The following is a 14311-nucleotide window of genomic DNA, read 5'->3' on the forward strand; positions in this document are numbered from 1 at the left end:
TCGCCTCGTTGCGCGGCATTTTGCGGAGCGTGCGAAGGGCGGCGGTCCTGTAGGTGATCGTCTTCATGGATGTAGCTTTACGCTACATTTCGCCTTCTCGCAAGCGATAGTGTAGCGGAGGGCTACATCTCATGCTCCAGCGTAGTTGTGCCTTCGCACGATGCCTTGCCGGATTCAGCTTTCAACTTGAAAATCAAAAATAAGACCCGATGGTTAGCGATCCGCTCCGCCTCAGCGCCTGATTGTAACCTCTCCAGTTGGGCGGCTTGTACGTCGTCTCAGGAGGTCTGCTCTTGCTACCTGGCTGCATGCTGGATGCACATGATGAATCCCGCTGGATTTGCGTAAACGCCCCTCACAGCGGAAACAGGCACCTATGGCCGCGACCGTCTTCTTCGGTCCAGCCCGGCTCGCGCGCGGCGCAAGCCTCGCGCGCCCAGGGACAGCGCGGGTGGAAGTCGCAGCCCGAGGGCCGGTTCACCGGGCTTGGCACTTCGCCCGAAAGCGCGACGCGCTCGTGCCGCGCCTCCGGATCGGGCTCGGGGTTCGCCGCCAGTAGGGCCTTGGTGTAGGGGTGCCGCGGGTGGGCGAAGACCTGCTCGGTCCGTCCCTTCTCGACGAAGCGCCCCAGATACATGATCGCCATCTGGTCGGTGACGTGGCGCACGAGGTTGAGGTTGTGGGTGATGATCACGATCGCCACGCCGCTACGCGCCTGCACTTCGGCCAGCAGGTTGAGCACCTCGCCCTGCACGGACATGTCGAGCCCGGCGGTGGGCTCGTCGGCGATCAGGAGCTTGGGGTCGAGCGCCAGCGCTCGCGCCACGCCGACGCGCCGGGCCTGTCCGCCCGAGAGCTGGTGCGGGTAGCGCGTGGCGAACTCCGCCGGCAGTCCGACCAGCCCCAGCAGACGCTCGGCCTCGGCGCGGCCCGCCGGCAGCCTGTTGATGCGCAGTGGCTCGGTGACCAGCGATTTCACCGTCAGCCGCGGCGACAGCGAGCCCACCGGGTCCTGCCACATCATCGACATTTCACGCCGCAGCCGGGCCCAGTCGCGGCCCGAGGCCCCCGAGATCTCGGCCCCGTCGAAGCGGATCGAGCCGCCGGAGGATTTCTTCAGCCCGATCAGCGTCCGGGCGATGGTCGACTTGCCCGAGCCGCTCTCGCCCACCAGTCCCAGGGTCTGGCCCTGCTCAAGCGTGAACGAGACCCCGCAGACCGCCTCGAATTCGTGGCTCTCGCGACGCAGCGCCGCCTTCAGTCGTCCTTGCCGGGCGTAGCGGATGCGCAGGTCGGTGACTTCCAGAAGGCTCATGCCGCGTCCTCCGCCGGATCGTTGAGATGACAGCGCGCCACCTGCCCACGCCCCGCGGCGTAAAGCGGCGGATGCTCGGCGGCACAACGGGCGAAGGCCTTGCCGCAGCGCGCCCGGAAGGCGCAGCCCGCGGGCGGGCGGCGCAGGTCAGGCAGCGTGCCGGGGATTGTCGGCAGCTGCCGGGTGGCCTGCCGGATGCGCGCCGGGTCGCAGTCGAACAGCGCCTGCGTGTAGGGATGACGCGGCGCGTGGAACACCGGGCGCACGTCGCCGCGCTCCACGACTTCGCCGGCATACATCACCGCCACCTCGTCACAGAGCTCGGCCACGGTGCCGAGGTGGTGCGAGACAAACAGCACCGAGCAACCGAACTTCTCCTGCAACTCGCGCAGCAGGGTGACTATCTGCATTTCCAGGGTGGCGTCGAGCGCCGTGGTCGGCTCGTCGGCGATGAGCAGGTCGGGCCGCGTCAGCAGCGCCATGGCGATGCATACACGCTGGCGCATGCCGCCCGAGAGCTGGTGCGGATAGACATCGAGCGTGGCCGCGGCGTCGGGCAGCTGCACCTGTTCGAGGAACTCGATCGCCCGCGCGCGCTTCTCGGCCCGGCCGCCCGGCTCGCGGTACTGGATGTCGATCATCTGCTTGCCGATGGTGGTCACCGGGTTGAGCGAGGTCATCGGGTCCTGAAAGATCATGGCGATGCGCGTGCCGCGCAGGTCGCGCCAAGCCTTCGGCTTCAGATGTGCCAGATCCTGCCCGCCCATGCGGATGGCACCGCCGGCTACCCTGGCATTCTCGGCCAGCAGGCCGATCATCGAATAGGCCAGCGTGGACTTGCCGCAGCCGCTCTCGCCGACGAGGCCGAGCACCTTGCCCTTCGGCACCTCGAGAGAGATGTCGCGCAGGGCGTGGATAGTGCCGCGGGGCGTGTCGAAATCCACCGACAACCCCTCGACGGAAACCAGAGGATCGGCGGCCCGCGGAGCCTCTGCGGTCGGATGTGATGCAGCAAAGGGTGCCATCAGCCGGCCTTTCTCAGCTTGGGATCGAAGATGTCGCGCAGCGCCTCGCCCATGAAGGTGAAGCCCAGGGTGACCAGGATGATCGGGATCGAGCCCCCGATCACCGGCCAGGGGGAATTGCGGATGAAGTTATAGCCGTCGTTGAGGATCACTCCCCAGGACGGGGTCGGTGGCCGCACCCCCATGCCGAGGAAGCTGAGGCCCGCCTCGGTGGCGATGACCAGCGGCACGTCCATCGAGGCGAGGATCAGCAGCGGGCCCAGCACGTTCGGCAGCACATGCACGAACAGCAGCCGCGGCAGGCCGACGCCCATGGCACGCTCGGCGAGGATGAACTCGGCGTTCTTCAGCGCCAAGGTCTGAGTGCGCACGATGCGCGCGTAGATCGGAACCGAGGTGATCGCGACCACCAGCATCACCGTGAACAGGCTCGGACCGATGATGGTCACCACGGCCAGGCCGAAGACGATGGTCGGGAACGAGCGCAGCGCGTCGAAGATCAGCAGCAGCAGGTTGTCGAGCCAGCGTGGCCCCAGCCCGGCGATCAGCCCCAGCAGCAGCCCGGCGCTCAGCGCTGCGGTCAGCGAGGCGGCGGCGACCAGCATGGCGATCCGCCCGCCCGCAATCACCCGGCTGAAGATGTCGCGGCCGATATTGTCGGTGCCGAGCCAGTGCTCGGCCGAGGGCGGCGCCATGCGCGGGCCGGTCATGATGGCGGTGGGGTCATAGGGCACGATCCACGGCGCGAGGATCGCCGAGCTGACGATCAGTGCCACCAGCACAAAGCCGATCACCCCGGTGCGGTTGCCCGACAGCACGCGCAGGCTGCGCGCCAGCAGGCCGGGTTCGGGCAGCGGGCCCTGGGTAGCGTCGGTCATCTTAGAGCTCCTCTCGCTGGCGCGGGTCGAGCCAGGCGACCACCAGGTCCGAGATCAGCGTGGCCAGCACGATGATGCCTGTGGTCACCAGCACCGCGCCCAGCACGATGGGATAGTTGCGCTCGTTCACGGCCTGCACGATCAGCGCGCCGATGCCGGGTCGTGCGAAGATCACCTCGACGAAGACCGCCGCCGAGAAGAGGTGCGCCACGCCGGTGCCGATCAGCGTCACCGCCGGCTGCACCGCGATCTTGAGGATGTGCGAGCGAGTGATCCGGCCGTCGGGCAGCCCGTAGGCGCGGGCCATGCGCACATGGGGCTGGCCCATCACCTCGAGCATCGAGGCGCGCACGATCCGCGCCACGTATCCGACCCATGACACGCCGATGGCAAAGGACGGCAGGATGAGGTGCGTGACCCCGTCCCAGAAGCCCTCGCCGGCACCGATGGCCGGCAGCCAGCGCAGCCAGACGGCGAAGACCAGCACCGAGTAGAGCGCCATGACGAAGGCCGGTATCGAGATCGTGCCGACCGAGATCACCCCAGTCAGCGTGTCGAGCCAGGTGTTGCGCCGCAGCGCCGAGTAGCAGCCGAGCGCGATGCCCAGCACCGCCGCCCAGAGAATCGACACCGCGATCAGGATCAGCGTGTAGGGCAGCTGCTCGAAGACGATCTGCGACACCGCGCGACCGGTGAACACGTCCTGCCCCAGATCGCCGCGCAGGATGTTACCGAAGAAGGTGGCAATCTGCGCCGGCAGCGGCTGGTCGAGCCCCATGGCGACGCGGGTCTCCTCGATCAGCTCGGGCGTGGCGCGCGGACCGAGGATCATCACCGCGGGATCGCCCGGCACCACGTGCAGCATCAGGGTCAGGATGGAGACCGCGACCATGACGATCACGACCGAAAGGGCGAACCTTTGAGTTGCGTAGAATATCACGGGTCGCGGTCTCCCTTCTTACACGTCGCCCTTGAAATCGATGAACAGCGGGCGGCCGTCCGGGCGCAATGCCGGCTCCAGCCCCTCGCGGTACATCACTGGGGTGCCTTCATAGGTGATGAACTTGTAGGCGCCGCTGTCTTCCATCAGCTCCTGCATTGTGCGGTAGAGCTCGGCGCGTTTCTCGCCGTCGGTCTCGCTCAGCGCCTGCTGGTGCAGCTTGTCGAACTCTTCGTTCGAGAAGCGTTCCCAGTTCCACACGCCAACCTGATCGGTGACGAACCAGCTCGTGGCGTAATAGGGGTCGGGCAGCATCGAGAAGCGGTTGAGCACCAGCTGCATGTCCTTCCAGCGCTCGCCCTCGCTTTCCATACCGAGCGTCCAGAACGAGCCGGAGTCCTGCACGTTAATCTGTGTCTGGATGCCGATTTGCGCCAGCTGCGCCTGGATCACCTCGGCCATGGTCTTCCAGACCGTGGCATTGAGAGCGTCGATGGTCAGCGGCTCCGCCGGCGGGCCGCCGGCGGCCTCGAGGTATTCGCGTGCCTTGTCGAGATCACCGGCGACCGGCACCGAGGGGATCTCGCGGTGGCCCGGCAGGCCCGGCGCGATCATCCCTGTCGCCGGGGCGGCCTCGCCGAAGTAGGCGGCGTCGATGATCTGCTCGGCGTTGATCGCGTACTGGATCGCCTTGCGCAGGTTCTCGTCGCCGAGCGCCGGGTTGTCGAGGTTCATGCCCAGCCACACGTAGTAGAGCGAGGGATATTCCTCGATCACCGTGTCGGCGGGAACGTTGCCGCGGTACTGCGCCAGCGACGACAGGGTGATCTCGGTGTAGTCGAGATCGCCGGCCTCGTAGGCGCGCTCGGCGGTCTTGGTGTCATCCATCGGCAGGATGCGGATCTCGTCGAAGCCCGGCGCCTCGCCGGTCCACTCGGGGTTGCGCACCAGGTGCACGTATTGGTTCGGCTTCCATTCTTTCAGAAGGTAGGGGCCGGAGAAGGCCGGCGGCTCCATGCCGAAGTTGCCGCCGCTCTTGGTCGCCTCCATCACCGCCTTCTTCGAGACGATGTGACCGGTGCCATAGGGCAGCGTGATGCTCCACAGCGGCTGGAACGGCTCCTTCAGGACGATGGTGCCCTCGTAGGTGCCGGTCACCTCGACGTGTTCCAGCGGACCCCAGTCGCTCTTCACCGGGCTGTCGTGCTCGAGCACCCGCTCGAAGGAGAACTTCACGTCCTCGGCGGTCATCTCGCCGTAGCCGCCGGTGAACATGATGCCGGGCTTGAGCTTGAAGCGGATGTGGGTGTCGTCGAGCTGCTCGATCTCTTCGGCGGCCTCGAGCTCCCAGTCCCACTCGCGGCCGGGCACGTAGCGCACCAGCTTGGAGTAGATGCAGTTCATCACGTCGACGTTGTAGCCGTTCTGGTAGAAGCCCGGATCGAGCGCGTCGATGTCGGCATAGGAGCTGACGCGCAGCACCTTGCCGGACTGCGCCCAGATGCGCGAACCGAGCGGCATGGTCGCGGCGGCGATCCCGGTGGCGGTGGCACCGCGCAGGAAGGCGCGGCGGCCGATGCCCGGGTTCGCGGTATTGGTCTGATCGGTCATTCTGATACTCCCTGTGAGCTGGCCGTTTCGGCCTTCGTTGGTGGTGTCGGGCGGGGAAATTGCCCAGGCAAGCGCCCCGCCCAGCCGCCGGGATCTCCGGCGCAGTATTTCATGTCCCGGCGCGTGGTGCAGCGCCGGGGTTGCGATCACGCGAGGTCACGCGGAATTTCGCAGAACCACTCCTGCTCGTGGGCGATGGTCTCGCCTTCCTTCGCGACGAGCTTCGCCTTGATCACGAAATGCGTGGCGGTGGCGGTCATCTCTGTCTCGGTGCGGCTCGACATCCGCCAGTCGCCGCGCGACATATCGAGGTCCCAGACAACATGCCCCTTGAACGAGCGCCAGTCGGTGCCGCTGAAGGAATAGGTCTCGACGCCGCAGGCGCCGGTGGTCAGCCCGTTGTCGGCGATGCGGATACGGCCGTCGTCGTCGGTGATCCGCACCACGGTCTCCCCCGTGGCCAGATCCTCGCTGACCACCCAGTCGGAACGACCGGCCGCCAGCACGTCCCTTTCCATCGGCGCGGCGCCCTCCGGCGTACCCAGATCGCGCGGCTCCGGGGCGTCGGTGGCGGCGCGCAGGGGCAGGACCAGCCGGCTCGCCGCGGTGTCGACGCGCAGCGTCACCGGCTCGGGCGACGGCCAGGCGATGGGGAAGTAGCTGGTCGAGATCGCTAACCGCAGACGGTGGCCGGCCCGGAAGGTCTGGGCGACGTGCTTAAACGGCACGGTGGCGGTGTAGACCTCGCCCGGCACCAGCGCCTCGGGCGTCTCGTGGCTGTCGCGGTGCGTGAGGTTTAGCAGCCCGTAGCTGACCCGCGTCGCCGCTCCATCAGGCGCCACGTCGACGAGGCGCGCCGCCACCTGGGCGACCGGCTGGTCCACGGTGAAGCTGAGCTCGAGGTTGGTGTCACCGGCGATCTCCAGCGGGGCCGCCAGCGGCGCGGTCTCGAAGACCAGGCTGCCGGCGTCGTCGCGGCGCTGGTCGACCGGCTGGTCGCCGGGCTTGGCGTAGGAGCACCACTTGCCGCCCGCGATGCCGGTGCCGAGCGGCGAGCGGATGTCGCGGGTGCCTGTCGGCACGTCTTCCCGCCCGAGCGAGCCGTCCGCGCCAAGCGCAAACCCGGTGCGTTCCACGTTCGGCGAGGGCCAGCTCGGCTCCTCAATCCAGCGGCCTCCACGATGGGCATAGAAACTTGCGGGCTCGGCATGGTCCTGCATGTAGAGGCGCAGCTGCGGTTCGTCCATGATGCCGGTCGCGATGCCCTTGAGCCACTGATCCCACCAGCGCAGCTCCTCGCCGTTCCAGTCGATCGCCGGCCCCGGCACACCGATGTGCGGGTACTTGTGCGACCATGGGCCGACGAGCCCCTTCTTCGGTCCCTGCAGGCTTTCCATCAGGCGAAACACCGTGCGGCAGTAACCGTCGGCCCAGCCCGACACGGCGTAGACCGGCACTTGGATGCGGCTGATGTCCTCGCAGACCGAGCCGTGCTTCCAGAACTCGTCGCGGCGCTGATGCTCGGCCCAATTCTTCAGCCACAGGCCCGAGCCGGTGAGCCGCTGCATCCACATCTCGCGCCACTTCTCGCCCACAAGGTCGGGATCCGGCGGCAGCGTGTTGATGGCGAACATGTGCGAGGCCCAAGAGATCTGGTCCACCACCATAGTGCCGCCCATATAGTGCACGTCGTCGGCGTAGCGGTCGTCGGTCGAGGCGATCGACACCACGGCTTTCAGCGCGGGCGGCTGCAGCGCGGCTACCTGCAGGCCGTTGAATCCGCCCCAGGAAATGCCGACCATGCCGACGCCGCCGTCGCACCAGTCCTGCGCGGCGATCCAGGCGATCACGTCACAGCCGTCCTGCAGTTCCTGCGCGGTGTACTCGTCGACCATCAGCCCCTCGGACTCGCCGGTGCCGCGCAGGTCGACGCGCACATAGGCATAGCCGCGTGCCGCGATATAGGGGGCACGCACCGCGTCGCGGGCCAGCGTGCCGTCGCCCTTGCGGTAGGGCAGATACTCGAAGATCGCCGGCACCGGCGCACCGTCCGCCGGGCGCCAGATGCGCGCCGCGAGGATGCAGCCGTCCGGCAGCGGGATCTCGACGTGGCGTTCCTCGATGACCTCTTGAAGCGGGCTGTGCTGGTTCATGCGGCGGCGTCCTTTCGTTTCAGTGCCGCAGATCGTGACATGCGCAGGACAGCGTCACAATTTCGCGTAGTGGCGCAGGTTGACTTCCAAAGTGCGTCAGATAGCTTCAGATCAATGTCCATTGACCCAATGTCAGCCAACCTCGGTTTCGCCTGCACGCTCTTTCCGTCCATCGCGCATGTCTGCCGCCGGATCGGAATCAACCGCCAGCAGTTCAACAAGTACCTCTCGGGCACCGTCCGCCCGTCGCGGCACAACATGCGAAAGATCTGCGACTTCTTCGGCGTGACGGAAGCCGAGCTGCTGATGGAACCGGCGCGTTTCGCCGAGCTCATCTCGCTGCGCCGCCGTCCCGGCGGAGAGGTGGAGGTGTCTCCGCTCAGCCCGACCCTGAAGCGGCTCAACCAGTTCTCCGAGCCGCTCGACCGCTACTGCGGCGGCTACTTCCGCTACTTCCATTCCTACAGCAATCCTGGGCTCATCATGCGCTCCTACGCGCAGATCACCCGAAAGGACGGCTACTTCCTGTGGAAGAACATCGAGCGCGAAGTTTCGGTGCAGGGCGGCGCGCAGGACGTCTTCAAGTACGAGGGCATGGTGTTCTTTCTCGGAGAGCGCATCAACGTGGTCGAAAACGAGGCGATGCTGTCCTCCTCGATCACCCAGATGATCCTGTATCCCTCCTACAGCGCAGGAATCGACTACCTGCTGGGCATCCAGACCGGCGGGCCGCTGAAGCGAGGGCGCAAACCCGCCGCCTCGCGGGTGGTGCTCGACTACCTGGGGCAGAATGTCGATGCCCGTCGGGCTATGGCGCAATGCGGCCTGTTCTCACCGGAGGCGCTCGATCCGCGGATCGTCCAGCTCGTGCGAAACGACATGGCACCCGGCGCCTGGACCTTCGAGGTGGAACAGCTGTGAAACACTTTGCAGGCCTCGATGCCGAATTCGACGGAAGCAGACAGGGGCCAAGCGAGCGGGCGACAACCCGACCTCGCATGACCAGAACTTATGAGAGCGCATGCGGTGAGAGCCCCCTTCCTCATCGCTCTACGGATTACTCAGTTGAAGGTGAAGATACCCACAGAGCAGACGTCGACGTCTTCTTGTTTTACCTGGTCACCATCCTCGAAAATCGCGAGAAAATCAAACACGCAATAGCCGGTCGCATCATCAAAGTTGACGTCGATCGATTCACCATGCGCCAAGACATAATCTCCCAACACGTCTTCCTGCCAGTCGGTGGTGCCGTTGTTCGAGCCGTAGAATTCTACCATCGTATAGCCGGTTTTGTTTACGATGGTCACGTGCCGGTTGGCAGCGCATGCGGGAGCGGAGACAAGCGTGGCCATTGCCAGAGCGGCGCAGGCAAACATTTTAGTACTATTGATATGAACTCTCTATCAGTCTCAGTGTGAGGTTGGTCGCGGCCAGTGGCGTTACAACTGGATGCGCCAGCATTGGCGAAAGAACCACTGGAAATGATTTCTTGAACAGTGATTTCTTAGTTAAGTCCACTTTTTGCTTCCCATATCCGTGGATATGTTGCCAGTAGACTCTGGAAAAAGGGGGGAGGGGAGAGTCCAATATGGATAGCATTCGTTCAGGTGGAGTGTTTCGTGCCTCCACGTTGGTCAGGATGCCCCAATTTTCGGAGCTTGTCTTGAGGGACGCCGGCCGGCTAATCGATGTTCACGCAGCGATCCCTGCCGAGGCCCGCTTTTTTGGAGACATGCGTCATTGGACATTGACCCAAATGGCCTCAGCGATCCATTTTGAGCACCTACGAGATCCGCTGCAGCCCAAACTGTCGCCCAAAAGCCTGCATGCGGCCATCGGGGGAGCTGGCGTTGCCAGCCGAAACACGGTTCAAGCTTATCTACGTGAACTCGAGCGGGTCCAGTTCTGTGAAAAGCTGTCCGCAGGAGCTCAGCGGCAACGCTGGCCCCAGATTACGCGCAAGTTTGAGGACCTGGTCCTGCTCTATCTTCTCATCCACCTCGAGCTTCTTGACGCTCTGGATGGATCGAATCGTGCGAAAGCACTGAGGAGCGATCGCTCTATTGGTAAAACTCTGCAACCGATGTTCGCTTGGCGCCTGAGCCGCAATGAGGCATGGTGTCGCCCGCCGACGATGATCCGGCGCTTTTCAGACGCGGCCTCCGGGTCAAGTATCCTGCACGATCTCATGAGATCAGCCTTCAGTGATGGCCCGTTTCATGTCTCCATTTCGGGTTTGGCCGAACGATATCAGGTTTCGCGCTCCCATGTATCCAACTTGCTGAAGGGAGCGACGATGTGTGGAGCAGTCACGTGGCAATTTCCGGGAAGGCGAGGGCTGTGCTATGTTTCCCAGGAGCTAGTGGAGTGCTACTACCATTGGCAGGCCGAAAAACTCGCAAATCTCGCGTGCTCCTACGCGGACCTATGTGCCCTTCAAGTTGAGACCGCGGCTTAGACAGGACGACCTACCAGCCGCCACCGCCTCCACCTCCGCCCCCTGATCCTGAAGACCCCTCGCCAAATTCAGAGTCTTCCGGAAGGCTTTCAAACGCAGCATTGCCCAGGTTCGTTCCAAGGTCTGCGAAGGCCTCAGGCGAGAAGTCAGGGTACCAGTAAGGGTCATAGAGATTGCCAGATGGCGTTGCACTCTGTAGCCACGCCGCAAATTGACGGGCCCAAGGATTCTCCACACCCAAGGCCACCGCATAGGGTAGTAGAGTTTCAAAGTGACTGGGCGACATCGTTGGCGCCCCCGGCATGTTCAACCGGTCGCGCTCCGCGGTTCCAAGATACATGCGCAAACCTGCAAGATGATCACGGAGAACTTGGCCTTCCTGGCTCGGCTTTTGAATGAGGATGAAGAACGACTGATTCAGCACGACGAGCCCCCAGCAGAGGGAGAGGGATCCGATTGCGGTCGCGGCACCGACATAGTCAGTCATGAGTGACAAAAAGAACACGAACGCTAGAACACCGCTGGCGCCAAGAACGGCGATCAAGCCGACCAAGAGCGTGACGACTGCAGCTGATGGACTTCGATGGATCGCCTTCAGGAGTTTCCAGACCCCCAATCCGAGAAAGAACGGCAGCGCGGCGGTGACACCCAACATCGTGGCGTCATCGTCGCCGATGTCACTTGCGAGATAGTACCCGAACAGCAGAGCAAGCGATAGACAGAAGCCGACGGCAAAGAACGATCGATTGCTTTGTATGAAATGCCCGTCCACCGCCTCTGAAACCGATCGTGCTAGGCGCTCAATCATGCCTTGGATTGCCAAGCTGTTGCTACGCTCGAGCGAAAGAGATCCGCCCTTGTTGTCTACCGCCTCGATGAGGGCCAGTTGCTCTGCGGGAAGATCGGCTGGAGGGTGGGCAGTCGTACGTTGCAACGTCGGTGTCTTCTCAGGGTTCTCGATTTTCAGAAACCCTGAAACTGCGAGAGCGATCGCGGATGCGGCCACGCCTTTACGGCTTGCACCATGAATGGCCCCATCGTCGACGTATTGCGCTATGGCCGGCGATATGCCTTCTGGAAGGTCCCAGCGTGGTACGACGACCCCCGGGGTGGGGTCACGGCCAACCGCGGTCCAAACGGAAATGAAGTAGACCAGTGCGACAAAGAGCGCCCCGAAGGCATAGACCAGGTCATGATTGTCACGCCACCACCACTCACCGGCCAGCGTTTCGCTCGGAGCAAGAATGGCCCCCTGCGGCAATTCCAGATCCACGGTAAGCCCCTCGTACGCAGAAAGAGCCCTCGTTGTTTCAAAGAAAACCTCGTAGCCCTCATACCACGCTTCAGCGTCCCGGCCTCGTTCGCCCTCAGCGCCGGTATAGACCGCAAAGTTGGTTGGCCTGACACCGTCGGGTAAGGACACCCGCGCGCTCACTGACAAGATTGGAAAGGGCCATCCCGTGCCTGTCACATTCCAGCTCAACTGGTCGTAGCCATCGCGAAAATGCACCTGACGGTCAGTCTGGTAGACGAGCTTGTAGAGGTGGTTTCCTTGTGAAAGCAACTCGGAGTCTTCACCAATTGTAATGCGGGTCGTGTCCCCGTGTTCTTCTGCTGTCCAGGGCTCTTTCTCCCCATCACGCTCGACGGAGACAATCTCGAAGGATGCGCGGCCGGGGCCACCGCCTGCTTTTGCGAAGCCTCTCGGGAAGTCACGGTATATACCATGCCGGATCGCATCGCCTTCCGAGCGCACGGATATCACCTCGGTGACAGTGAGAAGGCCATTTTCTTCCAGAGCGATTTCGGATGAAAATTCCTGAATGACTTCTTCGGCTCGGGCCGCTCCCGACAAGAGAGCAAGGGCGAGCAGGGCGGATTTGAGCACTCTCGGCATCTGCGTCAGAATTGCACCGACGGCCTTGCACGATCCCCAGCGTCCTCGATCTCGAAGTATGCTCGCTGTTCAAAGCCGAAGCTTCCCGCGACCAGGTTGGAAGGGAAGCTTTCAACTCGGACGTTCAGCTCTCGGGCGGCACCATTGTAATAGCGTCTGGCCATTTGCAAATCGTGCTCGACGGTCCCGAGGGCGGTCTGAAGCTCCAGAAAGTTCGCGCTTGCCTTTAGGTCAGGGTACTCTTCCGCCAGTGCGAAGAGTTTGCCGAGCGAGGCGCTTAGTGCGTTTTCCGCGACCGCTCTTCCGGCAACGTCGGTCGCATCGACTTTGAGGGCTTCGTTCCGGGCAGCGACGACTTCTGCGAATGTCGAGCGCTCGTGGGTGACGTATCCTTTGACCGCCTCGACCAGCCCAGGGACGAGATCCGCGCGACGTTTGAGCTGCACGTCGATGCCGGACCATCCTTCTCGCGCCATCTGACGCTTCCGGACGAGTGAGTTGTATAGACCGACGACGTATATCGCGAGCAGAACCACGAGGGCGATTAAGACGTACACAGTGATCATGGGCGGTACTCCATACTAAAAACTATTTGACCCGGGGTCGCTCAGAACCTGCAGTCTGGCATTGGGATGCTTGCGAACGAGCCGCGGGTGGCATGTAGAGACCCATGTTCGATCCGGATCGGGTCAAAGGGGACGTAGTCCTGAGCCGACGGGGAAATCGCAATGATTTGGTAGCAGCCCGCGAAGAGGCGGGTAACACCGACTATGGAGGTCGCTCGAATGACAACAGGAACAGCGATCCTGGTTGTGCCGACCGCCGTATCCTCGAACTCCCGTCCCAAACGCAGAGCCACTTTGCGGGTCTCGAGGTGCCCGGCTCGGAACTCTTCGTAGTCGCGATTTAGGGCTGCGGTTGAGACTCTGGGAGTGCCGCTCAGCCTGTAGCTGTAGGCGCGCGCATATTCAGCTCGATTGATCGCGTTATAGTAAGAGACTATTACGTCACTCGCCGTCGAGCGATTGTCGTAATAGTCAGGTGCCGCGGAGGCGCCCGGTGCCACCAAGATCGAAGGTGCGATGAGGCCTATCAGGCCAACGAAGCGGCAAACCGTCTTGAAGCGCGCCTTTGACCGGATGACCATCTCTCTAAACCCCCATAAACTGGAGCGAGATGTGCATAGTGCCCAGTCATTGAGAAGCCTTAAGGGGCTATAAGGCCAGTTTTTGTACGCCGAAAGAACGAGATATCCGTGAGCTCGGATAACTCGGGTGAGAACGGCGGTGAGAAAGTCGACCACGGTATGGAGTGCGCCCCTCGGACTGCACCAGTCAGGCGGCTCGCTTTGACCGGGGCGCGGCTTGCAGTTCGGCAGCGCCGATGAGCCGGGCCAGACCCTCGACCCCGAGGTTGAACGGCTGCCGGTATCGTTCACGCAGCCTCGAGAGCTCGGCTTCCGAGAGCCCGAGGCGCTCGGAGGGATCGCGGTCCTCGGTGCCGTGCCGGCTGGGGGCGTCGAACTGCCGGAACGGGTAGTGCCGCCCGGTGAGCTTTGCGTAGAGCGCGGCGAGGATGACCAGCGCGGTGGTGGCCGCGGCGATGGGGGGTCAGGGCGAACCAGAAGCCGAAATGGTCGATGGCGTCGGGGCTCATGGCTCTGTTGCGCAAAGAGGATGAAGGTTGCACTTCCCCTTTCCCCGGACGCACTTATCCCATGGGCTCGGTGACAGGTCTTCCGAGCGCGGTGTAGCCGTTCAGCACGGCGGCGCGGACTTGGAGTTCTGCGACCTGGCGATCGAAGTCGCGTGCCATGAGGCTCTGCCCCAGTAGCTTCACGCAGTGCATCTTCGTCTCGGCGCGGCTTCGGCGGTGGTATCCGCTCCATCGTCGCCAGATGGCGCGACCGAGGTATTTAGCGGCGCGGAGCGCCTCGTTCCGGGCGATCGCGCCCGCGTGTGGCGCGACATCGCAGTTGAGTGCTGAGCGACATCGCAGGTGGATGACGGTGACGTTTTTTGACGGTGCCGGTTT

General features: G+C 63.6%; 11 protein-coding genes and 1 pseudogene. 2 read left to right on the forward strand and 10 right to left on the reverse strand.

Features of this window, described 5'->3' with window-relative positions; all coding sequences use genetic code 11:
• Window positions 1-355: 355 nt before the first annotated feature.
• The 6 genes from G0D83_RS26155 to G0D83_RS26180 form a co-directional block, all read right to left on the reverse strand.
• On the reverse strand, window positions 356-1315 hold the full coding sequence (locus tag G0D83_RS26155) for an ABC transporter ATP-binding protein (protein WP_164197490.1): 960 nt from the start codon (window positions 1313-1315) through the stop codon (window positions 356-358).
• Window positions 1312-2340: an ABC transporter ATP-binding protein gene (locus G0D83_RS26160; protein WP_164197491.1), complete on the reverse strand. Its 1029-nt coding sequence runs from the start codon at window positions 2338-2340 to the stop codon at window positions 1312-1314. Before G0D83_RS26160 ends, G0D83_RS26155 begins: the two co-directional genes overlap by 4 nt.
• Entirely contained in the window at window positions 2340-3218 is an 879-nt protein-coding gene (locus G0D83_RS26165; RefSeq protein ID WP_164197492.1) for an ABC transporter permease, read from the reverse strand. Before G0D83_RS26165 ends, G0D83_RS26160 begins: the two co-directional genes overlap by 1 nt.
• Before the next feature lies 1 nt (window position 3219).
• A complete protein-coding gene (locus G0D83_RS26170) occupies window positions 3220-4158 on the reverse strand; it encodes an ABC transporter permease (RefSeq protein ID WP_164197493.1) in 939 nt (312 codons plus the stop codon).
• 18 nt (window positions 4159-4176) lie between these two features.
• Window positions 4177-5769: an ABC transporter substrate-binding protein gene (locus G0D83_RS26175; RefSeq protein ID WP_164197494.1), complete on the reverse strand. Its 1593-nt coding sequence runs from the start codon at window positions 5767-5769 to the stop codon at window positions 4177-4179.
• Window positions 5770-5915: 146 nt separating this feature from the next.
• A complete protein-coding gene (locus G0D83_RS26180) occupies window positions 5916-7922 on the reverse strand; it encodes a CocE/NonD family hydrolase (protein WP_164197495.1) in 2007 nt (668 codons plus the stop codon).
• A 114-nt stretch (window positions 7923-8036) separates the two neighbouring features.
• Here G0D83_RS26180 and G0D83_RS26185 point away from each other — a divergent pair, with 114 nt between their 5' ends.
• A complete protein-coding gene (locus G0D83_RS26185) occupies window positions 8037-8843 on the forward strand; it encodes a helix-turn-helix transcriptional regulator (protein ID WP_164197496.1) in 807 nt (268 codons plus the stop codon).
• 140 nt (window positions 8844-8983) lie between these two features.
• Here the strand turns inward: G0D83_RS26185 and G0D83_RS26190 are convergent, their stop codons facing one another.
• Window positions 8984-9298: a hypothetical protein gene (locus tag G0D83_RS26190; protein WP_164197497.1), complete on the reverse strand. Its 315-nt coding sequence runs from the start codon at window positions 9296-9298 to the stop codon at window positions 8984-8986.
• A 212-nt stretch (window positions 9299-9510) separates the two neighbouring features.
• Between G0D83_RS26190 and G0D83_RS26195 the strand changes: the two genes are divergently transcribed.
• Window positions 9511-10380 (forward strand): hypothetical protein, encoded by an 870-nt coding sequence (locus tag G0D83_RS26195; RefSeq protein WP_164197498.1) that lies wholly within the window; start codon window positions 9511-9513, stop codon window positions 10378-10380.
• 10 nt (window positions 10381-10390) lie between these two features.
• On the opposite strand, the gene G0D83_RS26200 is transcribed toward G0D83_RS26195, so the two are convergent.
• The 3 genes and pseudogenes from G0D83_RS26200 to G0D83_RS26210 all read right to left on the reverse strand — a co-directional run.
• Window positions 10391-12268, reverse strand: coding sequence for a DUF2207 domain-containing protein (locus G0D83_RS26200; RefSeq protein ID WP_164197499.1), 1878 nt, complete (start codon window positions 12266-12268; stop codon window positions 10391-10393).
• Window positions 12269-12282: 14 nt separating this feature from the next.
• Complete coding sequence (locus tag G0D83_RS26205; RefSeq protein ID WP_203595666.1) at window positions 12283-12843, reverse strand: LemA family protein; 561 nt, start codon at window positions 12841-12843, stop codon at window positions 12283-12285.
• A 1144-nt stretch (window positions 12844-13987) separates the two neighbouring features.
• Window positions 13988-14311 (reverse strand): annotated as a pseudogene (locus G0D83_RS26210) (hypothetical protein); the annotation flags it as partial.

Source organism: Salipiger sp. PrR003 (assembly GCF_010500785.1).
In the GTDB taxonomy this organism is placed as follows: domain Bacteria; phylum Pseudomonadota; class Alphaproteobacteria; order Rhodobacterales; family Rhodobacteraceae; genus Salipiger; species Salipiger pacificus_A.

What these genes read in the sequence shown, in the direction of transcription:
- G0D83_RS26155 (WP_164197490.1), bottom strand. Translation starts at nt 1,315, where the DNA reads ATGAGCCTTCTGGAAGTCACCGACCTGCGCATCCGCTACGCCCGGCAA.
- G0D83_RS26160 (WP_164197491.1), bottom strand. Translation starts at nt 2,340, where the DNA reads ATGGCACCCTTTGCTGCATCACATCCGACCGCAGAGGCTCCGCGGGCC.
- G0D83_RS26165 (WP_164197492.1), bottom strand. Translation starts at nt 3,218, where the DNA reads ATGACCGACGCTACCCAGGGCCCGCTGCCCGAACCCGGCCTGCTGGCG.
- G0D83_RS26175 (WP_164197494.1), bottom strand. Translation starts at nt 5,769, where the DNA reads ATGACCGATCAGACCAATACCGCGAACCCGGGCATCGGCCGCCGCGCC.
- G0D83_RS26180 (WP_164197495.1), bottom strand. Translation starts at nt 7,922, where the DNA reads ATGAACCAGCACAGCCCGCTTCAAGAGGTCATCGAGGAACGCCACGTC.
- G0D83_RS26185 (WP_164197496.1), top strand. Translation starts at nt 8,037, where the DNA reads ATGTCCATTGACCCAATGTCAGCCAACCTCGGTTTCGCCTGCACGCTC.
- G0D83_RS26190 (WP_164197497.1), bottom strand. Translation starts at nt 9,298, where the DNA reads ATGTTTGCCTGCGCCGCTCTGGCAATGGCCACGCTTGTCTCCGCTCCC.
- G0D83_RS26195 (WP_164197498.1), top strand. Translation starts at nt 9,511, where the DNA reads ATGGATAGCATTCGTTCAGGTGGAGTGTTTCGTGCCTCCACGTTGGTC.
- G0D83_RS26205 (WP_203595666.1), bottom strand. Translation starts at nt 12,843, where the DNA reads ATGATCACTGTGTACGTCTTAATCGCCCTCGTGGTTCTGCTCGCGATA.